Origin of the sequence: Stenotrophomonas sp. TEPEL, assembly GCF_004348785.1 — a bacterium.
GTDB classification, from domain to species: Bacteria; Pseudomonadota; Gammaproteobacteria; order Xanthomonadales; family Xanthomonadaceae; genus Stenotrophomonas; species Stenotrophomonas indicatrix.
In genome coordinates, this window is record NZ_QQXJ01000001.1 from 2,326,827 (window position 1) to 2,350,080 (window position 23,254).

Consider the following 23,254-nt stretch of genomic DNA (forward strand, 5'->3'; position numbering starts at 1 on the left):
TTCCCCTACGACACCGCGCGCCTGAGCGAACTGGCCCAGCTGCTGATCGACAACGTCCGCGAACTGGCCCAGGCCGGCTGGACCCCGGCCACCAGCAGCAACTTTTCCCACCGCCTGGACGACCGCCACGCCGCGATCACCGTCTCCGGCAAGGACAAGGGCCGCCTGATCGAAGACGACATCATGGTCGTGGACTTCGATGGCAAGGCCGTCGGCCGCCCGCTGCGCCCGTCCGCCGAAACCCTGCTGCATACCCAGCTGTATCGCCGCTTCCCGGAGATCGGCTGCGTGCTGCATACCCATTCGCCGGTGCAGACCATCGCCTCGCGCCTGTATGCGCCGCAGGGCCATATCCGGGTGGAAGGCTACGAACTGCTGAAGGCCTTCGCGGGCAACAGCACCCACGAGATGGCCATCGACATCCCGGTGTTTGCCAACACCCAGGACATGGACGTGCTGTCGGCCCAGGTCGACGCCCTGCTCGACACGCAGACCCTCTGGGGCTACCTGATCGACGGCCATGGCCTGTACGCCTGGGGCCGCGACATGGCCGAAGCACGGCGGCACATGGAAGCGTTCGAATTCCTGCTGCACTGTGAGCTGGAGCTGCGCAAGCTGCGTCGCTGAAGTTTTCGGCACCGCCAGATGCCGTTCTGGAATCAGGCGATCAATGCCACCCTGCTACCCTGTCCTTCCCCGAGACGTTCAAGCTGCCGCCATGAGCCGACTGCGCATCTACGACGACACCCGCCCCGAATCGCCGCTGCTGGACACCCAGGACGGCGCGATCATCGCTGCCGAACTGCAGAAGATCGGCGTCACCTTTGAGCGCTGGCAGGCCACCGCGCCGGTCGCCCCGGGCGCAAGCCAGGACGAAGTGTTCGCCGCCTACCGCGCCGACATCGACCGCCTGGTTGCCGAACGCGGCTTCAAGAGCGTGGACGTGGCCTCGATCGCCCCCGACAACCCGAACCGCGCCGAGCTGAGGAAGAAATTCCTCGACGAACACTTCCACAAGGAAGACGAAGTACGCTTCTTCGTCGCCGGCTCGGGCCTGTTCACACTGCACGTGGGCGACAAGGTCTATGAGATCGAGTGCGTGAAGGATGACCTGATCGCCGTGCCCGACGGCACCGCCCACTGGTTCGACATGGGCGATGAGCCCAGCTTCGTGGCGATCCGCTTCTTCACCGAGCCGGATGGCTGGGTCGGTCACTTCACCGGCACCGACATCGCGCAGAAATTCCCCCGTTACATTCCGACCCAGGCGTCCTGATCAATGCAGCCCCGCGTCATCCTGACCGACATCGAAGGCACCACCAGCAGCATCTCGTTCGTCAAGAACGTGCTGTTCCCGTACGCACGCCAGGCGCTGCCCGGCTTCGTCGCCGAACATGGCCAGCAACCGGAGGTGCGTCGCTGGCTGGATGCCGTTGCCACCGAGATCGGCGGCGCCTGCCAGGACAGCCTGGTGGCCGAGACGCTGCAGGGCTGGATCGACCAGGACCGCAAGCACACCGCACTGAAGGCCCTGCAGGGGCTGATCTGGGACGCGGGCTACCGTCGTGGCGACTACACCGCGCACTTCTACCCGGAGGTGGCGCCGGTGTTGAAGGGGTGGCACGCCTCGGGCCTGCCGCTGTATGTGTACTCCTCCGGATCAGTGCCGGCGCAGAAGCTGTTCTTCGGCTTCAGCGATGCCGGTGACCTCAGTCCGCTGGTGTCAGGCTGGTTCGATACCGAAGTCGGTGGCAAGCGCGAGGCTGACAGCTACCGCCACATCGTGCAGGCCATCGGCGTTCCCGCTGGCGAGGTCCTGTTCCTGTCCGACGTGGTCGAGGAACTGGACGCCGCCCGCGAAGCCGGCCTGCAGACACGTCTGATCGATCGCCTGGACGACTACCCGATGCCGCGCATCGGCGACGCCGCCAACGGCCATGATCGCGTCGAGAACTTCCAGCAGATCCAGCTGTAAGGCTATCCGCTTTGGTGGATGCCAACCTTGGTTGGCATGCTTCTGATGTGCCAACCAAGGTTGGCACCTACCAATGCAGATCAGCTTCTGATGTGCCAACCAAGGTTGGCACCTACCAATGCAGATCAGCTTCTGATGTGCCAACCAAGGTTGGCACCTACCAATGCAGATCAGCTTCTGATGTGCCAACCAAGGTTGGCACCTACCAAGGCGGGTAGAAGGCGCTGCTCAACGATCGTTGAGGGTCTTCACCTTCAACGCCTCGCGCAGCGCGGCCAGATCCACCGGGCCACGCACGGCGACGTCGCGGGTTTCGCCCGGCAGCAGGTCCAGCAGGTTGTCTTCCACCTGCACGTCGAGCGCGCCGAAATCGATCCAGGCTGCGCGCACCAGCGCAGCGCTGTGCAGCCGCAGACGATAGTGGTCACCGTCGATCGCCAGCGTTGACGTCAACTGCTGGCGTGGCAGCACCTGGTCCTTGGCTTCAACGAAGCCGACCACCTGCCGCGCCGTCACCTTGCCATCCTGCAGCAGTTCGAACACCGCCACCGTCCGCGCCGGATCAGCGCCGGCCAGCAGATCGGCATCCGCGTAGGTGCCGATATCGGTCACCCCGGCGGCGGCGAGGGTCACCGCCTGCTCGCGACGGCGCAGCACCTTGCCCGCCACGTCCATCACCCGCAGGCGCCAACGTGCATCCAGCGCGGCACCATCGTTGATCAGGCGCACGCGGGTGCTGCCTTCATCGCGCAGTGCGGCCACCGCAACCGGCGCGAAGAAGCGCCGCGCGGCATAGTGCAGCGCCTTCCAGCGACCGAAGTAGTCCACGCTCGACCACGATGCTCCCGGCCAGACGTCGTTGAGCTGCCAGTACAGCGAGCCCATCGTGTAGGGCCGCGAAGCGCGATGGTGCAGCGCCGCCAGGGCGATGCCATCGGCCTGCATCACCTGGCTCAGGTAGACGAAGTCCTCGAAGTCCTTCGGCGTGCCGTAGCCCAGTTCGATGTAGTGCAGCAGGCGTGTATTGCCCTCGCCGGCCATGAACTTCTGGTGCGCGCGGATCACCGGGCTGTCGATGCGCTGTTCGGCACGGGTGGCGATCTGGTCCACCGTCGCCACCGCCGGCCAGGCCTGCAGACCGTACTCGGACATGAAGCGCGGGGTCTCGCGCAGATAGGCCTGCACCGGCAATGCCGGATTGCCCCACACCTGCCAGTAATGCTTGTCGCCACGGGTGGAGTCGTTGGCCTTCTCGTCCAGGTCGTTGCTGGGCGAACTGGACCAGTACGGCACGCCCAACCCATCTTCGCTCACCACCTGGCGCAGGTCGTTGCCGAACAGGTCGACGTAGCCCTGCCAGACCTTCGCTGCGAACGCCGGATCGGCGGACTTCAGGTCACGGCCGTGGCCCCAGTCCTTCCACGCCGTTTCTTCTTCGTTGTTGCCACACCACAGCACGATGCTGGGATGGTGGCGCAGCCGGCGCACGTTGTCGCGCGCCTCGGCCACCACGCTGGCGCGGAATGCCGGGTCGTAACCCGGCTGCATGCCACCGCCGAACATGAAGTCCTGCCAGACCAGCAGGCCCAGTTCGTCGGCGATGTCGAAGAACGCATCGTCCTCGTAGTAGCCGCCGCCCCAGTTGCGCAGCATGTTCATGTTGGCATCGCGCGCGGCGACCAGTACCTGGCGCAGGCGCGCAGCATCCACGCGCGCGGGGAAGGCGTCGAAGGGGATCACGTTCGCGCCCTTGGCGAAGATCGGCACCCCGTTGATGACGAAGGCGAAGCCCTGCCCTCCCTTGTCGTCCTGCTCACGGCGCAGTTCGACGGTGCGCAGGCCAATGCGCTGTTCGCGTGCCAGTACCGCATCGGCACTGCCGTCCAGGCGCGCCTGCACGGTGTAGCGGTCCTGCGCACCATGGCCGACCGGCCACCAGCGCCGCGGCTTGGCCAGTTCAACCGGCACGTCCACGCTGTTCCGGCCGGGCGTCAGTTCGACCGTGCGCTGCACCCGTGCGACGCTGCGGCCGTCGGGATCCCGCACCTCCACGTCCACCGCCACCGGACCGGCGGCCGCGTCCTGCTCCACCTGCAGCACTACCGCCAGCTTTGCCTTTTCTGCATCAAGCGCATCAGTGCGTACGGCCACATCGGTCAACCGATGCGCATCCCATGCCTGCAGGTCAACGCCCCGCCAGACGCCGGCAGTAACGTAGCGCGGGCCCCAGTCCCACCCGAAGTGGTACGCCGGCTTGCGCGCGAAGTTGCCGACCATCGCGTCCTTGGGTTCATCACCGTAGGGCGAAGGATAGTTGCCGGCAATCCTGTGCGGCATTGCCTGCACGCCGGGCAGCAGCGTGCGGATCGGCGAACGGAACACGATCTGCAGCTCATTGCCCTTCGCACGCAGGCGACCTTCGACGCGGGCATGCCAGGTGCGGTGGGCATTGTCGGCGCGCAGCAGCGGCTTGCCGTTGAGCGTCACCTCGGCATAGGTGTCCAGGCCGTCGAAGCGCAGCTCGGCATGGGCCTTGGCCAAGCTGGCAGCGTCCACATCGAAACGGGCGCGGTACTCCCAGTCGGCCAGACCGATCCACTGCAGCTCGGCTTCGGGCGCACCGACGTAGGGATCGCGGATCAGCTCATGCGCCAGCAGATCGGTGTGCACGCTGCCTGGCACCGTGGCCGCGCGCCACTGCTGCAGGCCTGGATGGGCCGCGCCCTGCGCGTCGCCGGGCAGCAGCCGGAACTCCCATTGCGCCTGCAGCGGTGCGGCGCCTGCGGGGAAGGCGCCAAGGGCGATCATCAACAGCAGCAGACGGACAGCGTTGGAAATGCGACGCACGTGATACTCCTGTTTTTCCGCAAGGTATGACCCGGCGCTACCCATGCCACACGCCACGGCAGCGCCGGACCACGTCCGGCGAGCGCGCAGCGCGGCAGACCTCAACGCACGACGTTCAGCACTTCGTAGCACGCACCCATGGTGTGGTAATCCACCTTGCCGGCCGGGCTCTTCTCATCGCTGTACTTGCGGTTGTCGGCGTCGAGGATGCGGAACCATGCGCCGTATCGATGGTCGACGAAGTGCTCCCACGAGTACGCCCAGATACGGTCGTACCACTGCCAATAGCGGTCATCGCCGGTGCGCGCGGCCATCAGCGCGGCGGTGGCCAGGGTCTCGGCCTGCACCCAGAAATACTTGTCGTCGTCGCAGACGAAACTGTCGCCGCCGATCGGCGCGCCGTCCATGCCCGGCTGCCGGCGCGACTCCGGGGCGAAGCCGTAATACAGGCCGCCGCGCACCTCGTCCCAGCTGCGCTCTACGGCCACGTCGAACAGATGCTGCGCGGTCGGCACCAGCCAGTCGGCCTGCACGTGACGGTCCAGGATCAGCAGCAGCTTGGCCCACTCGGTCTGGTGCCCCGGCTGGAAGCCCCACGGCCGGAACAGGTGCTTGGGATCGTCCAGGTTGTAGTCCCAGTCGATGTTCCAGTTGACGTCGTAGTGTTCCCAGACCAGACCACCGGCCTTTGCCGCCTGGCGGCGGGTCATGTTGTCGGCCAGCTGCAGCGCGCGCTCGACATAGCGCTGCTCGCCACTGGCCTCGAACGCGGCCAGCATCGCCTCGCACATGTGCATGTTGGCGTTCTGGCCGCGGTAGCCGGTGAAGTTCCACTGGCCGTCGGCCTCGTCCCTGTACAGGCCGTGCTCGGCTTCCCAGAAGCGCGCCTGCAGCAGTTGCCAGGTTTCGTCCATCCACGTGCGGGCTTCTTCGATGCCTGCCTTCAACGCACAGCTGTAGGCGAGCAGCACGAAGGCCACGCCGTAGCAGTGGTTCATGTCGTCCTCTACCACACCATCGCGCAGAGTCCAGGCGTAGCCGCCGGTGGCCGGGTTGCGATGAACCTCGCGCAGGTAGCGCACGCCGTGCTCGACCGCGTCGCGATACTCGGCGTTGCCGAATTCGCGGTAGGCCATGGCGTAGTTGAAGACGAAGCGGGTGCTGCTCACCAGATGACGGTGGCTGGCGTCGTAGATGCTGCCGTCGTCACGGAAGTAATGGAAGAAGCCGCCCTTCGGGTCGATGCAGCGCGGATGGTAGAACGCCATCGTATCGGCGATGTGGGCGCGCAGGAACGTGGGGGAACGGAAATCAGGCGAGGTGCTCATGCGGGGAGATCCTGTAGCTGCAGCAGCTGCTGCACTTCATCGAACGAGGGCATTGCAGCGAACGCGCCCTTGCGGGTCACCGCCAGTGCGCCAACGGCGGCGCCGAAGCGCAGCGTGGCGGCGATCGCCTGCGGGTCCTGGCAGAACGCGGCAAAGCCCGCACCTGCCCCACCCCGCTCCAGCAGGCCAACCAGCACGCCGCCGACGAAGGCATCACCGGCAGCGGTGGTGTCCACGGTGGCGACGCGGAAACTGCTGACCTTGCCCTGCGTTTCACGGGTATACCAATGCAGCGTGGCGGCACCGTCGGTGATGATCACCCAGCGAGCCTGCGCGGCCAGCAGGCGACGCAGCACCAGCGCCTCGCCGTCATCGCCCAGCGGGGCGGCCAGGTAGTCCAGTTCCTCGCGCGACAGCTTGACCAGGTCGGCGCGCTCCAGCGCCTGCCACAGGCGCGGTGCCGGGTCGACATCGGCCGGCCACAGCGCCGGACGCAGGTTGAGATCCAGGCTGACCACCGCGCCGGCCGCACGCGCACGGTCCATGCCGGCGAACGTCGCTTCGGCGATGTCCGCTTCGGTCAGGCTGTTGGAACAGACGTGGAAACACTGCGCGCCATCGAAGCAGCCCGCCTGGAAATCGCTGTCACGGAACAGCAGGTCGGCCGCAGGCGGACGGTAGAAGCTGAAGCTGCGCTCGCCGCCCGCGTCCAGTGCAACGAAGGCCAGCGCGGTTTTGGCCGCGTCGGTGCGCACGATGTAGTCGGTGCCGACGCCGTGTTCGCTCAGGCTCTCCGCCAGGAAGTCGCCGAACATGTCGCGGCCGAGCATGCCGACGAACTGGGTCTTCGCGCCCAGCCGCGCGGCGGCCACCGCGACGTTGGCCGGTGCACCTCCGGCGTACTGCAGGAACGCGCGCGGGGTATCGGCCAAGGCCGGCGGTTGCGCTAGTAGATCGATCAAAATTTCGCCGAAGCAGACGATGGAACCCATTTTCGACTCAGCCTCCCTGCGTGCCGGCAGCCGGCGCGCGGGCGCCGACCAGTCCGTAGAAAATGATGTAGCCGTAGCACAGCAGCGGCAGGATGAAGCTGGCCTGCACGCCGATGTGGTCAGCCAGGACGCCCTGCAGGTAAGGCACCACCGCGCCACCGACGATGGCCATGATCAGCAGGCTCGAACCCTTGCTGGTCAGCGGGCCCAGGCGCTCGATGCTGAGCGCGAAGATGGTCGGGAACATGATCGAATTGAACAGGCCGATCGCCACCACCGAGTACAGCGCGACATTGCCGGAGGTCATCATGGTCAGCGTCAGCAGGCCCACATTGACCAGCGCGAAGATCGCCAGCAGGCGGCTCGGCGAGAAGCGCGCCAGCAGCGCCGAACCGGCGAAGCGACCGATCATCGCCATCGTCCAGTAGGCCGACACATAGTGGGTGGCTTCCTGCTCGCTGAAACCGCCGATGGTGGGCATCGACAGGTAGTTGACCAGGAAGCTGCCGATCGACACTTCGGCACCGACGTAGAAGAAGATGCCGAGCACGCCCAGCAGCAGGTGGCGCTTGCGCAGCGCATCCAGATAGCTGTGCTGATGCCCTTGGTCAGCCTGCTCGGTGGTGTCGTTCAGCGCCGGGAGGCGGAACAGGAATACGAACAGGGCCAGCAGCACCAGCGCCACGGCCAGGCCGACGTAGGGGCCCTGCACCGCGTGTGCCTCAGCGGTACGGTAGGCGAGCTGTTCAGCGGCCGGCAGCGCGGCGATCTGCTCGCCGCTCATGGCCGTGTTGGACAGGATCAGCATGCCGCCGAAGATCGGCGCGATGGCCGTACCCAGCGAGTTCAGCGCCTGCGCCAGGGTCAGGCGGCTGGAACTGGTCTGCTCCGGACCAAGCAGGGCGACATACGGGTTGGCGGCCACCTGCAGCACGGTGATGCCAGTGGCCAGCACGAACAGTGCACCGAGGAAGGCGCCATAGACGCGCAGCTCAGCGGCCGGCCAGAAGCCCAGTGCACCGATGCCGGCGATCACCAGGCCGGCCACGATGCCCTTCTTGTAACCCAGCGCTGCAACCAGCCGCCCTGCCGGCAGCGACATCAGGAAGTAGGTGCCGAAGAAAGTGAACTGCACCAGCATTGCCTTGGCGTAGTTCAGCTCGAACACCGCCTTCAGATGCGGAATCAGGATGTCGTTGAGGCAGGTCAGGAAGCCCCACATGAAGAAGATGGTGGTGACCACGGCCAGCGCCTTGCCGTTGGTGACGGCAGGCTGGTTGCCCGGGGAACCTGATGGGCGGGGCGTTGCGGAGATCGGCATGCGGTACGCGCCTCGATGCGCGAAAGGTCGTTGGTGCGTGGAAGGGTGCAATCAGTTCAGGAGCGAAGCATCAATTCAATTCGGACGTGCGGCGCTGCTTTCGCGGATGCGCAACTGTACCGGGGCGACCGTGCGCCGTGGTGGCGCATCCGGTTCCTCCAGCCGCTGCAGCAGCAGGGATGCCGCCTGCCGCCCGCGTTCGCGCGGGTCGGCCGTCAGGGTGGTCAACGGCGGCACGGCAACCGACGCTTCGGAAATATCGTCGAAGCCGGTCACCGCGAAGTCACCGCCGGGACGGATGCCGCGCGAGTTCAGGCCCAGCATCAGGCCCAGCGCGACGGTGTCGTTGTAACAGACCGCTGCGCTCGGCCGATGGCCGTCGACGAACAGTTCATCGGTGCGCGCGGCCGCTTCAAGGCGGTTGGGAGCAGACTCGATCATCCAGCCCGGCGGCAGCGCCAGCCCCGCTTCGGCCAGTGCCTGCTGGAAACCGGCACGACGCTGGTGGCAGGAACTCGATGCCGCGTGACCACCGAAGAATGCGATCTGGCGATGGCCGCGCTCGATCAAGTGACGGGTGGCCAGGTAGGCGCCATGCTGGTTGTCCAGGGTCAGGAAGTCCCAGTCGGCGCCTTCCAGTTCGCGGTTGAACAGCAGTACGTTGGCGTTGGCACCCAGTACCTGCCGCAGCAGCGTGGCATCGCTGCCTTCGGCCGGCGACAGGATCAGGCCTGCAGGCGTGTGTTCCATCAGCGTGGACAGCACCGCCTGCTGCCGCTCGGGCGACTCGCCGGTACTGCCGAGCAGGGTCACGTAGCCGCGTCCGCCCAGTGCCTCGTCCACACCGGAGGCGAATTCGGCGAAGAACGGGTTGGACAGATCGTTGATGACCAGGGCGATGCTGGAAGACGTGCGCCGCCGCAGGTTCGCTGCAGCGCGGTTGTAGACGTAACGCTGGCGGCGCAGCTCAGCCTCGACCCGGGCGCGGGTATCGACGTTGACCAGCGGGCTGCCGCGCAGCACCAGCGACACGGTCGCGCGCGAAACGCCGATGGCACGGGCGATGTCGGTCACCGTCACCGCCTTGCCGGAACGCTTGCTGGAGCTGTCGCTGTTGTCGTTCATCGTCTTCCCGCACTCCGATGGATGCTCAAGCCTAATGGATCGCGGCCCTGTCGTGCCGTGCCGTTCGCTGGGTTGCCTCGAACGGCACAGCCCGGCTCAGTGCAGCTGGCTGCCCGGTGCCGCGCACCAGGACACCGGCAGGTCCTTGACCGCGGTGCCCCAGCCCTCGGTCGGCGCCCGCCCGTCAAGCGCGAAGCGCAGCTTCGGGCCCTGCTGCAGCTGGCTCCAGCCCAGCCATACCGGGGCATGTGCCTGGCCGTCGACCTGCACGCCCTGCACGTACTGCAGGCGGCGGCCATCGGCGCCAGGTGCCTCGATGCGCAGGGTGCGGCCATTGCCCAGCTCGACCTCGACCCTGGCAAAGCGCGGCGTATGCAGCAGGAACTCGCCGCTGCCCGGCACCGCCGGGTACACGCCGATCGCACTGAACAGGTACCAGGCCGACATCGTGCCGAGGTCATCGTTGCCGGTCACGCCGTTGGGTGCATTGGTGAACAGCTGCTGCGCGGCACGCACCACGGCGGCGGTCTTCCACGGCTGGCCGATCAGCGTGTACAGCCACGGCGAGTGCAGGTCCGGTTCGTTGTTCGGGTTGTAGCGGAACTGGTTGTAATAGCTGTACGGCCCGACCACCCACTCCTTGCGGGCGGCATTGAGGGGGTCGGCCTGCAGAGCGTCCATGGCGAAGAAAGCATCCAGGCGGCGGCCGGCCTGTTCGCGGCCGTCCATCGCTTCGACCAGGCCCGGCACGTCCTGCTGCGCCAGCCACTGGTACTGCCACGCCGTGCCTTCATGGAAACCGTGATGCGAGCGCGGGCTGTAGTGGCCATCGGCCGGCGTGTACCACTGGCCATCTTCGGTACGCGGGCGCGGGAAGCCGGTGAAGCCGGTCTCGGCGTCGCGCACCTGCGGGTCCCATACCTTGCGCCAGTTGCGGCCGCGCTCACGCAGGACCGCCGCATCCTGGGCATGGCCGAGCCCATCGGCCATCTGCGAAAGCGCGCAGTCGGCCAGTGCGTACTCCAGCGTTGCCGAACCCCCATGATGGGGATCGACATCCATGCCCTTGGACGGGAACGCACGGTCGTAGACCACGTAGCCCTTGTCCAGGTAGGTCGGGTTCCCGGAGCGACCGGCAGCACGCGAGTTCAGCGGCGGCGTACCGAACGCATTGCGGCGCAGCGCATCCCATGCCTGCCCTTCGCGGCCCTTGAGCGCACCGAAGCGCCACAGGTCGACCATGAAGGGGGTGACCGGGTCGCCGGTCATGATGTTGGTCTCGAAGTTGGCGTAGCCCCAGCGCGGCAGCCAGCCGCCCTGCTCATCGATCGCCAGCAGGCTGCGGCCGATGTCGCGCGCCACGTCCGGGCGCGTCAGCGCCAGCCACTGGTTCTGTGCACGGTAGGTATCCCACAGCGAGAAGTACTCGTAGTAGGTCCAGCCATCGGCGCGATGGATGCCGTCGTCGTAACCGCGGTAACGGCCGTCGGCATCGCTGCCGGTGAGCGGCTGCAGCAGCGCGTGGTACAGCGCGCTGTAGAACACGGTGCGGTCATCGCCATTGCCGCCCTGCACACGCACGCGTGCCAACTGCTCACGCCACGATTGCTGCGACAGCGCGCGCATGCGCTCGAAGCCCAGCAGCGCCCCGCCCTGCATGCCCTCGGCGCGCAGGTTGGTGCGCGCACCTTCGGCATCCACATGCGAAATCGCGCTGACGGCGGTGACCGACTGGCCCTTGGCCAGGTCGAAGCTGAGCCACGCGCCGTTGGGCTTCTGTTCGCCTTCCATGCTGTGGCGCGCGCCCGGCAGGCCGCCGCCCTCGCCCCAGGTGCCATGCGCCTTGAACGGGCGGTCGAACTCGATGCGGAACCAGGTGGTGTACTGGTGCCCACCGCAGAAGCTCTTGGTGACCAGCTTGCCTTCCACCACGCGGTCACCCACCACATCGACCACGCTGCCGATCACCGAGTGGCGCTCGTTGGCCTGACCGACATTGACCAGCACGTGGCCATCGCCCTGGCGCTGGCTGAAGGTGTAGCGCTCGGCAGCTGCGCGGGTGCGCGCGGTGGCTTCTGCGTCGATGCCGCCGTAGCTGGTCAGGCGCACCTTGTAGTAGCCGGCCTGGCCGATCTCACCGTCGTGGGTGTAAGCCGACGCATAGGTCTTGTGATTGAAGGCTTTCGCATCGGCGGTATCGAAGTCGCCGCCGGGGCCGATCGAACCGGTCACCGGAAGCACCGAGACCTGCCCGCCCTGCTCCCAGCAACCGGCGCCGGACAGGAAGGAGTGGCCGAAGCCGCGGATCTTGTCGTCGTCGTAGCGCCAGCCCGAATAGTGGCTGCCGATCGGGCTGACCTGGATCAAGCCGAACGGTGCCGAAGCACCGGGGAAGGTGTTGCCGTCATCCTTGCTGCCGATGAAGGTATTGACCTCGCGCTCCAGCGCGGCCGGTGCGGCCTGCAGCCAGGGCGTCACCGCCAGTGCCAGCAGGCAGGCGATGCGGGCCAGGGGCCGATGGGACAATGCCGACAGGCGGCGGGCGGGACGACGGCGGGACAACCTGGTCACGGGCAGGACTCCTTGGCGGCAGGGCGGCAGCGAAGAACCGGCCGCACAGGCCGAGCCCTCGTTTCCATCGGTACAAATCCGCACCCCGGCGGATTTAGATCGATTCAAGTAGAGCATGGGAATTTCGCCCAATGCATTCTGCGGCGCAGCATGAGCGGAGGGCTTCGGCCGGGCTGCGCCCGGCACCCGCAGAGGCCTTCAAGCCAAGAAAACAGCAACAGCAACGGCGGGCTACCGAGCTGGGCGGGGCGGTATGGGCAGGCAGGACACGCCGTAGACCCATCCATGGGGGCTCGATGGCGCCATCCATGGCGCCAACGGTCCTGCCTGCCCATACCGCCCCACCCCTGACAGTTTCCCGAGATCTGGTAGATCCACGCCGTGCGCGGATGGATGTTCCTACCGATTTCGAAATCATCGATTGGATTTCATCCATGCATGGTGTCGACCAAGGTCGACACCTACCAACAGCAGCGGGAATCTGTCGAAGGCGGGGTGGGTCCGGTTGCGGGGGCGTGAGCGCCATGGATGGCGCGACCGAGCTTACAGGGGTGAGGGCGCTTTGCTTGCGAAGCACTGCTTCGCAAGCGCCCGAACGCNCAGCCGCCAGCGGCTGGGCCGGNCCCCGGAGGGGGACTTGCAGCGTCCCCCGCAACCGGACCCACCCCGCCATCCCGCAGGAAACCAGCCGTTGCTGTTGCTGTTGCTGTTGCTGTTGCTGTTGCCCTGGCCTGAAGGCCTCTGCGGGTGCCGGGCGCAGCCCGGCCGGCCCACCCCGTCTGCGCATGTAAACGCTTACAGCATTTTTCCGCGAAGGGTCATTTGCACGACACGTCACTGCCATATTGCGCAGCAACATGCGTCGGCGCGTTGGCCGTGCTAAAAATCGCCCCGCCCATCGCTTAGATCGATCCAAGACGACATCGCGATGGCCCGGGAGTTGGGGAGCAGGACAGGACGTGTCAGGCCATCTGCCAGGCGCTCGTTGCATCTGCAGGGCGAAGGCAAGATCGGCATCACGAATTAGATCGATTCAAGTTTCCGCGTCAGTCAGTCACCGGATCAATCCAGGAGAGAGGGAGAGATGGCAATGAAGCATTCAACACGTACGCAGGGCCACGACGCGTTGTCGCTGGCCATCGCGCTGGCCCTGGCCGCCGCCGTCGCCCCGCTTGGCGCTTCCGCGCAGCAGGCGGCAGCAACGACCGGCACGCAGGACGCCACCACCTTGGACAGCGTCCAGGTCACCGGCTATCGCTACGCGATCGAAAAGAGCCTGCAGCAGAAGCGCGACGCCAACGCCGTGGTCGAAGTGATCACCGCCGAGGACGTTGGCAAGTTCCCCGACAAGAACGTGGCCGACGCGCTGCAGCGCGTGCCCGGCGTGGTCATCACCCGCAGCGGTGGCGAAGGCAAGTCGGTCAGCGTGCGCGGCCTCGCGCCCGACCTGACCCTGACCCAGTTGAACGGCAACTACGTCGCCTCGTCGGAAACCAACAACGAAGCTACCCGCTCGTTCAACTACACCCTGCTGCCGTCGAACATGCTGTCCAGCGCCGAGCTGTTCAAGTCGCCGGAGGCGCGCATCGACGAAGGCGGCATCGGTGGCACGGTGATCCTGCACACGCGCCGCCCGCTGGAGATGGAAGCCAACTCCGGCTACGTCAACCTGGAAGGCACTTCGTCCGATACCAGCCACGACGTCGACCCGCAGGTGTCGGCGCTGTACTCCTGGCACAGCAAGGACGAGCGCTTCGGCGTGCTGGTCGGCGTGACCCAGCAGAAGCGCACCAGCCGCACCATGGAGACCAGCACCGAGGACTACCAGTGGTACGGCAACAACACCACCGCGCGCGATGCCAACGGCAACCTGCTGGAACAGGATGGCATCCACTACTGGTGGGGCCAATCCGGTTTCAACAACCAGACCGGCACGAACTACAGCGAATTCTTCATGCCGACCTCGGTGAACTTCGCGGTGAAGGAAGAGAAGCGCGAGCGCAAGGGCGGCCAGCTGACTTTCCAGTTCAAGCCGATCGACAACCTGACCCTGACCGCGAACTACTTCCGCTTCGAACTGCAGGGTGACTACACCCAGAACATGCTGAAGGTGCCGGAGTGGAACCTGGCCCGCTACAACGGCGATGGCAACTGGGCCGGTGGGCGCCTGCTCAACGGGCTGAGCTTCGATCCCAGTGGCAGCATCGTCACCGGCGCGCAGTACGAAAAGCTTGCCGGCAAGACCTATTACTGCAGCGAAGACCAGGCCGCCGCAGCTGGCCTGCCGCCGGGTGGCTGGGGTCCGGATGACTGCACCATCCCCACTCCGCAGCTGACCGGTGGCTACAGCAAGGAAAAGGCGCTTTCGCAGACGGCCGACCTGACCGTCGACTGGGACATCAGCCCGCTGTGGAAGGCCAGCTTCACCGGCGGCCGCACCTGGTCCAAGGGTGGCCCGTCGATGAATTTCCGCATGTCGGCCAAGCCCCGCCGCAAGGTCGGTGACCAGTGGCAGGCGGGCAACCAGTACACCGCGTGGGACCTGACCGGCACGCCGTCGCTGACCGTCTCGCCGGACATCCAGCAGCAGCTGATGGCCGGCATCGCCGAGGTCGATACCGGCTCCACCGATTCGTCGTGGATGCAGACCGAGGTCAAGCAGAACTACTTCCAGGCCGACGTCACCAAGATGTTCGAAGCCGGCTGGCTGGATTCCATCCAGTTCGGCGCCAAGTACCGCGACGGCCAGGTGCACCGCAATACCGGCAACACCTACTGGGTCTGCCAGGGCCTGGACCCGGCCGACTATGACAACAATCGTTACCAGGCCGGTTGCGATCCGACCGCAGGCAATGCGCAGCCGGGCTTCTTCCTGTCCAACCCGATCAGCAACATCGCCGGTGGCTTCAATGCCAACGTGTTCCCCGGCATCAACTACCCGGCCTACATCGACTACCTCAACCAGACCTACGGTGGCTCGCACAACCGTACCGAGGAAGACTTCGTCTACGACGTCAACGAGAAGATCTACTCGGGTTACTTCCAGGCCAACTTCCGTACCGACCGCGTGCGTGGCAACGTGGGCGTGCGCGTGGTGCGCACCAAGCAGTTCGCCCAGTCCAGCGATTCTGTCGAGCGCTTCAACGACTACTTCGTGGACAACGCCGCCGGTGCGCCGATGAGCTGCGATGACCCGGCTGCCGATCCGAACCTGCGCTGCCAGGGCGGCTTCGTGCGTCTGCCGGACAACCAGGTGCGCGACAAGGTCTATACGCTCAGCTCGCTGGAAAAGACCTATACCGACTTCCTCCCGAGCTTCAACATCGCCTGGGACATCACCGACAACCTGGTGCTGCGCGGTGCCGCGTCGAAGGTAATCGCGCGCCCGGGCTACACCAGCATCGCCTATCCGGGCGGCCTGCAGTACATCAGCCAGGAATACAGCAATGATCGTCGGGTCGCTGGCGGCACCGACACCCCCGGCTGGTACGGATCGGGCAGCAACAAGGCACTGGAGCCGTTCAAGGCGGTGCAGTTCGACCTTGGCCTGGAGTGGTACTTCAAGCCGGGTTCGGTTGCAGGCGTGGCGTTGTTCCGCAAGAACGTGGACAACTTCACCGTGCCGGTCGTGCGCGACCAGCAGATGAGCGTCGGTGGTGAAACGGTGGTGGTGCAGAAGTACAGCACCGAAGCCAACGGCCGCGACGGCGTCTCGCAGGGTGTGGAGCTGTATGGCCAGTACACCTTCGACTTCGGTCTGGGCGTGCAGGCCAACTACACCTACAACGACACCAACCTGGCCTCGATCGTGCTTGATGGCGAAGAGATCGGTTCCTCCCCGCTGGTCGGCAGTGCCAAGAACCAGGCCAACGTGACTGTGTTCTACGAGAACGAGAAGTTCCTGGCCCGTGCCTCGTACAACCGTCGTGGCGAAGTGGTGGGCGGCCTCAACAACGGCCTGACCACCTACACCAAGCCGTACAGCCAGCTCGATCTGAACGTTGCCTACAACCTCACGCCGGACTGGACGGTCACCGCAGCCGTGCTGAACGCCACCAAGTCCGAACTGCGCAGCTACATCGGCAACGACAGCCAGGCCCGACTGCTGTCCAACCTGTATGCCGGGCGCCAGCTGTACTTCGGCGTGAACTGGAAGTTCTAAGGCAGTACCCCCGCCTGCGGGCGGGGACGATCCTCCACGGCAGCCGCGCTGGTACAGGTGGCTGCCGTTTTTCGTGGCCCCTGCGCTGCGGGAGCGCTTGACCCTGCCATCGTTGCAAGGTGCACACTGCCTCCACCCCCAAGTGCATCGAAGGAGCTACAGATGGAATTCCATGTGGAAGGCATGACCTGCGGCGGCTGCGCGCGCAGCGTGACCAAGGCGATCGAGCTGGTCGACCCGGCGGCGACGGTGTCGGCCGACCCGCCCAGCCGCCGCGTGCAGGTGCAGACTTCGGCCAGCGAAGCGCAGATCATTGCAGCGCTGACCGAAGCGGGTTTCCCGCCACGACCGGCCTGATCGCCTGACCCACTGCATGAACGATGCCCGCCCCGTGCAGCTGCCGGGGCGGGCGTTTTCTTTTCCGTATGTCGTCTTCAGGTCCTGCGCGCGCGCCTGCGTACCGCCCCGGTGGGCGCCGCCAGCGGCGCAGCGCCCTCCTCGCCTTCGCCCAGCCGCTGCAGGATCGGGCACTCGGGGCGATCATCGCCGGCGCAGCAGCTGATCAGTGATTTCAGCGTATCGGCCATCTGCCGCATGTTCTCGATGCGCTGTTCCAGATCATCGATGTGCTGCTCGGCCAGGCGCTTCACATCCGCACTGTGCCGCGAGGTGTCGTTCCACAGGCCCAGCAGGTCGGTGATCTCGGCTACCGAAAAGCCGAGATCACGCGCGCGGCGGATGAAACGCAGCCGGTGCACGTCGGCCTGCGAATAGGCGCGATAGCCCGCGCCGGTACGGTCGGCCGGCGGAATCAGGCCGATCTGCTCGTAGTAGCGGATCATCTTGGCCGACACGCTGGATGCCTTCGATGCTTCACCGATGTTCATGCCAACACTCCTTTACTGGGCCGCATGGGGCGCCTCGACCATCGGCGCCTGGAAGCGCCGCAGGCGCAGCGCATTGCCGAGCACGAACACGCTGGACAGGGCCATGGCACCTGCGGCGAACACCGGCGACAGCAGCACGCCCCATACCGGGTACAGCGCACCCGCCGCGACCGGAATCAACGCGGTGTTGTAGGCGAAGGCCCAGAACAGGTTCTGGCGGATGTTGCCGATGGTCGCCTTCGACAGCGCGATGGCATTGGGCACGCCCTGCAGGTTGCCGGACATCAGCACCACGTCGGCCGACTCCACTGCGACGTCGGTGCCGGTGCCGATGGCCAGGCCCACATCAGCCTCGGCCAGCGCCGGCGCATCGTTGATGCCATCACCGACGAACGCAATCTGCCCGTAAGCCGCCTTCAACCGGCGCACCGCCTCCACCTTGCCTTCGGGCAACACCTCGGCCACCACTTCATCGATGCCGAGCTGGCGGGCGATGGCCTGCGCGGTAGCGGCGTTGTCACCGGTAATCATGGCCACCTTCAGACGCAGCTGGTGCAGGGCGGCAATGGCCGCCGGCGTACTCGGCTTGATCGGATCGGAGACGGCGATGATCGCCGCCAGGCGGCCATCGATGGCGGCATACAGCGGCGACTTTCCTTCGTTGCCGAGGCGGTCGGCCAGCGCAGCGAACATGCCGATGTCCACGTCCAGCGAACGCATGAAGCGATCGGCACCCACTTCCACCCGCGCACCGTCGACGCTGGCACGCACGCCCATGCCGGTCACCGACTCGAAACCGACCATTGCCGGCAACGCGATGCCCTCCTCCGTCGCCGCCTCGACAATGGCGCGGGCGATCGGATGCTCCGAGCGTGACTCCACCGCCGCCACCCGCGCCAGTACCTGCGCACGATCGAAGCCGTCGGCGATTTCCAGGTCGGTCAGCAGCGGGCGACCTTCAGTCAAGGTGCCGGTCTTGTCCACCGCCACCACCTTGGCGTCCTTCAACAGCTGCAGTGCCTCGCCCTTGCGGAACAGCACGCCCATCTCGGCTCCACGGCCGGTGCCGACCATGATCGAGGTCGGCGTGGCCAGCCCCATCGCGCATGGGCAGGCGATGATCAGCACGGCCACCGCGTTGACCAGCGCGAAGGTCAGCGCCGGCGACGGCCCGAAGATCAGCCATACCAGGAAGGTGGCCAACGCCGCCAGCATCACCGCCGGCACGAACCACAGCGTCACCTTGTCGACCACGGCCTGGATGGGCAGCTTGGAGCCCTGTGCCTGTTCAACCAGACGGATGATCTGCGCCAGCATGGTCTGCCCACCTACCGCCGTCGCACGCAGGGTCAGCGCGCCCTTCTGGTTGACGGTGCCGCCAACCACGCTGCTGCCGGCCGACTTCTCCACCGGGATCGGCTCGCCGGTGATCATCGATTCGTCGACGAAGCTGCGACCGTCGGTCACATCCGCGTCCACCGGCACGCGCTCGCCCGGACGCACTTCCAGCAGGTCGCCCAGCAGCACCTCGTTGATCGGAATATCGACGATGCGCCCTTCGCGGCTGACGTGCGCCACCTTGGCCTGCAGGTTGACCAGGCGCTTGATCGCCTCCGAGGTGCGGCCTTTCGCGCGCACCTCCAGGAACCGGCCGAGCAGGATCAGCGCGACGATCACCGCCGCCGCTTCGTAGTAGACATTCACGGTGCCCGCCGGCAGCAGGCGCGGGATGAAGGTGGCCACCACCGAATAACCGAACGCCGCCGCGGTACCCACCGCCACCAGCGAGTTCATGTCGGGCGCCAGGCGCAGCAGCGCCGGGAAGCCCTTCTGGTAGAAACGCCGGCCGGGAATGGCCAGGACCAGCGTGGTCAGCACGAACTGCAGGTACCAGCTGGCCTGCATGCCGATCGTGGACATCACCCAATGGTGCATGCCGGGGATCAGGTGCGAGCCCATTTCCAATACGAACACCGGGGCCGCCAGCACGCTGGCCAGGATCAGGTCGCGCTTCAGCGCCACCCGCTCGGCATCCTTCTTTTCCGCCGCTTCCTCGTCGACCTGGGTACCGCCATCGATCGCGCGTGCCACATATCCAACCTTGTCGATCGCCGCCACCAGTGCATCGATGCCCGCAACGCCGCGCACGGTCGCACGCTCGGTGGCCAGGTTGACGCTGGCGTGGCTGACGCCCGGCACCGCCAACAGCGCGCGCTCCACGCGGCCGACGCAGGACGCGCAGGTCATCCCTTCCACGGCCAGTTCGGTGGTCGCGGCGGGTACTTCGTAGCCCACCTTCACCACGGCCTGGATCAGCGCATCGCGGTCGACCGGACCAGAGGAACGGATGTCCGCGCGCTCGGTAGCCAGGTTGACCGACACGCTGGCGACCCCCTCGACCTTGGCCAGGGCCGCTTCAACGCGGCCAACACAGCTGGCGCAGGTCATGCCTTCGATCGGCAGGCTGAGGGTGGAAGCCGCGTCGTGGACGGCTGTGGGGCTGGAGGTGCTCATGGCCTGGTTTCCCTGGTTCCATCTGGAGGATGGTGACCAGCCTAGACCTTGCCATCGTGGGAAGGTCAAATCCACTCTCCTCCGCCGACGGCCCATCCACGCATGGCGTGGATCTACTGCAACGCCGCTGCGGAGCCACGCCGTGCGTGGCTGCCCGGCATCGCGCGCGCGCCCAGTAGAGCCACGCCATGCGTGGCTGCCCGGCATCCCGCGAGCACCCAGTAGAGCCACGCCATGCGTGGCTGCCCGGCGTCCCGCGAGCACCCAGTAGAGCCACGCCATGCGTGGCTGCCCGTCACACGTGGCTGGCGCCGGGCCATGCCCGGCGCCGCCTTCCCTCAGAACGTGAACACATACTCCAGCGCGAACTCGCGTCCCACCGCACCCAGCAGGCGGGTCGGGGCGAAATCGTAGTCGACCTTGTAGGGGTCCTTGTGATTCCAACTGGCAGCGTTGAAGGCGTTGTTCACGTACAGATTGACCTTCATGAACTCGGTCACCTGGTAGCCGACGTTGAAATTCCAGGTAATGAACGGCCCCACCCGCCCGTAGTAGCGCGCCGTCTGCTGCCCCGCATTCGGGTTCGGATTGGCCGATCCATCCGGGCGCGTGGCGGGTTCCAGGCAGTTCAGCGACGGGCTGTCGCTGGGCACGTAGCCATCGGCGAACGGCAGGCAGCCGCCGGGGTTGTCCAGGCGGTCGGTGCCCCAGTGGTAGCGCACGCCCGGCACCGAACCGATGCGGTCGGCATACACGTTCGCATTCCAGTTGCCACCCTGCCAGGCCAGGCTCGCGCGCAGCTTGCTGCGCAGGTCACGGTCGCGACGCTCAGGGTTCGGATCGTTGGCGTAACGCTGTTCTTTCGTCGAAATCTGGTTGGTGTAGTTCACCCCCAGCTGGAAGCTGCCCCATGCGGCCGTCTCCAGCCGGTAGCGCGCGCTCAGGTCGATGCCGCGCACTTCGCGGCTGGCCAGGTTGAACGGCCCGCGCTCGATCGACACCAGCCGGCCGCTGCCGTCACGGTTCACCCGGGCCAGGATGCCGGCGCAGTAAGCCTCACCTGCCGGGTTCGCCCACGGCGTGCCGTCCATGTTCTTGCCGGTCAGGCAGCCGGCCTCGCTGGCCAGCACCTCGTCCGCGCCGACGTCGACGATCATGTCTTCCAGCTTGATCGCCCAGTAGTCAGCGCTCATCGACAGGTTCGGCAGCACGTCCCACACGAAACCGACCGTCCACGAATCGCCGGTTTCCGAGCGCAGCAGTGGCGTACCCCGGCGGTTCACGTCGAACGCGTACCAGACATCGGTATTGCCCACGCCGCAGTTGTTGACCAGATAAGCGCCGCTCTCGATGCAGCGCAGGCGGTCGTAGGTCAGCACTTCGGAACTGCTGGCCTGGCCCAGCAGGTAGTGCATGTCTGGCGCGTGGAAGCTGGTCGCGTACGAGCCGCGCACCAGCAGCGACTCGAACGGCCGCCATTCCAGGCCGGCGTTCCAGGTGGTTTCCTTCTGGCTGCCGATATCCAGCGCTTCGCCGCCGCTGTCGGCCTTGTAGCTGCCGTACCGGTCGTAGCGTGCCGCCGCGGTGGCGATCAGGCTGTCGGCCAACGGGATCTTGAATTCGACACCGGCCGAGTAGCGGGTACGCTCGCCACCGCCGCGATCGACGTTCTGCAGATCGAAATCGATGCCCGCGCGCGGGTCCGGGCTGAGGTGATAGCCCTGCTTGGCCACTTCGGCTACCGCTGCGAACGAGATCGGCCCGGCCCAGCCCTGGAACAGTTCACCGGTGATGTCGGCCGAGGCCTGGTTGACGTAGGACGACGCCCGGTTCTTCGCCACCGTGCCCATCTGCCAGTACTGGTCCGGGGTGATCGGGTTCCACCAGCGCGACTCGTTCAAGGCGTAGATCGCCTCGCCATCGCCGGTGGTGCCCAGCCGTGGGCCGAGGAAGAAGTCGTACGACTTCTGCTCGTCGACCACGTTCTGCCGCTCCTCGACGCGGTAGTAGGAACGGCCGACCGTGGCGCTCCAGTCGAAGCGATCGGCCAGGCGCCCGCGCAGGCCTGCGCTGATATCCCACGACAACTCGCGGTTGGTATTGCGCAGCGTGTCCAGGCCACCGACTTCGTTCGGGGTGAACTGGCGCACGCCGAGCACCGGGCGATTGCGGTTGGCATCCCAGTAGTAACCGTTGGCATCGTCGATCAGCGACACGCTCGGCGGACTGGTGCCCCAGATCGCTTCGGAACGGTATACCGCCAGGTTGCTCCAGGCCTGCAGATCGTTGCCGAAATCGAAGGTGGCATACAGGTTGCCCGACAGGTTCTCCGAGCCTCCGGTCAACAGCCAGTTGGCGTAGTCGGCGCTCATGCCGCAGAGGCGGCCGGTGTTGCTCACCGTATTGGCGTTGTAGTTGTAGACCAGGCGGTCGGCGGTGTAGTACTCGCCAGCGAATTTCTCGCAGGTGCCGTCCGGCGGCGCCAGGCGCTGGCCGTTGCTGGGGTCGATCAACGCCAGGCCAGCGGTGGGACGGAAACCGACCTTGCGCTGTTCCATGTTCCAGGACGGGTACAGCGCATCGTCGGCGTCGTCCATCTGCGGCCGGTCACGGCCGAACAGCGGATCGCGCTTGGTGTACTGCAGGGCGTAGGTCACGCTCCAGTTGTCGCCGGTCTTGCCGCCCGCCCAGGACAGATCCCAGGTGTCACGCCCGCCTTCGGTGGAGGTACCGCCGCGCACGCGCACTTCGTCGCCGTCGTAGTTGGTCTTGAGGATGACGTTGACCACGCCGGCGATGGCGTCTGAACCGTAGATCGCCGAAGCGCCGCCAGTCAGCACTTCGATGCGTTCGACCGCCGCCGCCGGAATGTTGCTGTAGTTGGAGAAATTGGTCTCGCCGCCATAGGGCAGCGGATAGTCGGCCACGCGGCGGCCATTGACCAGCAGCAGGCTGCGGTTGGGGCCCATGCCGCGCAGGTTCAGGCCACTCGCGTTGGGGGTGTGCGAGCCCCACTGCGATGCCGCCTCGACCGTGCCGGTCGCCTCGGTCAGGGTCTTCAGTGCGTCGTAGACGGTGACGAAGCCTTCCTTCTGGATCTGTGCGGCGCTGATCACGTTGACCGGGGCCGGGCCCTCGACGCTGGCACGCTTGATGCGCGAACCGGTGACGGTGACCGCATCGAGATCCTTGGTGGGCGACGGGGCCGCGTCCTGTGCGCCAGCGGCGAACGGCAGCAGGGCCAGGGCGAGGGCGTGGGACAGCAGATGACGGCGGTTGCGGACGGACTGAGCCATGGGTGGTTGCTCTTGGATGGTGGACGCGCGGTCGGATGGCGATCCCGGGCGTTGAATCGATCCATCTCGATTCGACCGCCCTCCCCTGTGGATCGATCCAAACTAAAGCACAGCTGAACCACGCCCAGCATGTGGCGGCGCAGCATCCAGCGGGCGCGCGTAGTTATCGCCCTAGGTCATCCAAACGAATCAATGAGTTGCAGGACATCTTTATGGCAGCGGCACAGATGTCGATG

At 66.2% G+C, this 23,254-nt stretch carries 14 protein-coding genes; 5 read left to right on the forward strand and 9 right to left on the reverse strand.

Annotated elements, in window-relative coordinates:
- The 3 genes from TEP_RS10465 to mtnC all read left to right on the forward strand — a co-directional run.
- Positions 1-627, forward strand: a 627-nt coding sequence (locus TEP_RS10465; protein WP_132826507.1) for a methylthioribulose 1-phosphate dehydratase, incomplete at its 5' end; no start/stop codon positions are given.
- Positions 628-718: 91 nt separating this feature from the next.
- On the forward strand, positions 719-1,276 hold the full coding sequence (locus TEP_RS10470; RefSeq protein WP_132825239.1) for an acireductone dioxygenase: 558 nt from the start codon (positions 719-721) through the stop codon (positions 1,274-1,276).
- Between the two features lie 3 nt (positions 1,277-1,279).
- A complete protein-coding gene (gene mtnC, locus TEP_RS10475) occupies positions 1,280-1,975 on the forward strand; it encodes an acireductone synthase (protein WP_132825240.1) in 696 nt (231 codons plus the stop codon).
- 228 nt (positions 1,976-2,203) lie between these two features.
- Here the strand turns inward: mtnC and TEP_RS10480 are convergent, their stop codons facing one another.
- The 6 genes from TEP_RS10480 to TEP_RS10505 all read right to left on the reverse strand — a co-directional run bounded on the left by TEP_RS10480 (position 2,204) and on the right by TEP_RS10505 (position 12,123).
- Entirely contained in the window at positions 2,204-4,783 is a 2,580-nt protein-coding gene (locus TEP_RS10480; protein ID WP_132826508.1) for a glycoside hydrolase family 2 protein, read from the reverse strand.
- A 140-nt stretch (positions 4,784-4,923) separates the two neighbouring features.
- Positions 4,924-6,150: an AGE family epimerase/isomerase gene (locus TEP_RS10485; protein WP_033830987.1), complete on the reverse strand. Its 1,227-nt coding sequence runs from the start codon at positions 6,148-6,150 to the stop codon at positions 4,924-4,926.
- Positions 6,147-7,142, reverse strand: a complete 996-nt coding sequence (locus TEP_RS10490) for a carbohydrate kinase (protein ID WP_132825241.1) — start codon at positions 7,140-7,142, stop codon at positions 6,147-6,149. The genes TEP_RS10485 and TEP_RS10490 overlap by 4 nt, the downstream gene beginning before the upstream one ends.
- A gap of 7 nt (positions 7,143-7,149) precedes the next feature.
- Positions 7,150-8,463 (reverse strand): L-fucose:H+ symporter permease, encoded by a 1,314-nt coding sequence (gene fucP, locus TEP_RS10495; RefSeq protein ID WP_025874796.1) that lies wholly within the window; start codon positions 8,461-8,463, stop codon positions 7,150-7,152.
- 75 nt (positions 8,464-8,538) lie between these two features.
- Positions 8,539-9,588, reverse strand: a complete 1,050-nt coding sequence (locus tag TEP_RS10500) for a LacI family DNA-binding transcriptional regulator (protein ID WP_025874798.1) — start codon at positions 9,586-9,588, stop codon at positions 8,539-8,541.
- Positions 9,589-9,684: 96 nt separating this feature from the next.
- Positions 9,685-12,123, reverse strand: a complete 2,439-nt coding sequence (locus TEP_RS10505; RefSeq protein ID WP_165933951.1) for a GH92 family glycosyl hydrolase — start codon at positions 12,121-12,123, stop codon at positions 9,685-9,687.
- 1,120 nt (positions 12,124-13,243) lie between these two features.
- Between TEP_RS10505 and TEP_RS10515 the strand changes: the two genes are divergently transcribed.
- Both TEP_RS10515 and TEP_RS10520 read left to right on the forward strand, forming a co-directional pair.
- A complete protein-coding gene (locus tag TEP_RS10515) occupies positions 13,244-16,321 on the forward strand; it encodes a TonB-dependent receptor (protein ID WP_132825243.1) in 3,078 nt (1,025 codons plus the stop codon).
- A 162-nt stretch (positions 16,322-16,483) separates the two neighbouring features.
- Positions 16,484-16,678, forward strand: a complete 195-nt coding sequence (locus TEP_RS10520) for a heavy-metal-associated domain-containing protein (protein ID WP_025874804.1) — start codon at positions 16,484-16,486, stop codon at positions 16,676-16,678.
- Between the two features lie 77 nt (positions 16,679-16,755).
- Here the strand turns inward: TEP_RS10520 and cueR are convergent, their stop codons facing one another.
- The 3 genes from cueR to TEP_RS10535 all read right to left on the reverse strand — a co-directional run bounded on the left by cueR (position 16,756) and on the right by TEP_RS10535 (position 23,018).
- Positions 16,756-17,208, reverse strand: a complete 453-nt coding sequence (cueR, locus tag TEP_RS10525) for a Cu(I)-responsive transcriptional regulator (protein ID WP_132825244.1) — start codon at positions 17,206-17,208, stop codon at positions 16,756-16,758.
- A gap of 12 nt (positions 17,209-17,220) precedes the next feature.
- Positions 17,221-19,722: a heavy metal translocating P-type ATPase gene (locus tag TEP_RS10530; RefSeq protein WP_132825245.1), complete on the reverse strand. Its 2,502-nt coding sequence runs from the start codon at positions 19,720-19,722 to the stop codon at positions 17,221-17,223.
- A gap of 338 nt (positions 19,723-20,060) precedes the next feature.
- Positions 20,061-23,018, reverse strand: a complete 2,958-nt coding sequence (locus tag TEP_RS10535) for a TonB-dependent receptor (protein ID WP_132825246.1) — start codon at positions 23,016-23,018, stop codon at positions 20,061-20,063.
- Positions 23,019-23,254 lie beyond the last annotated feature (236 nt).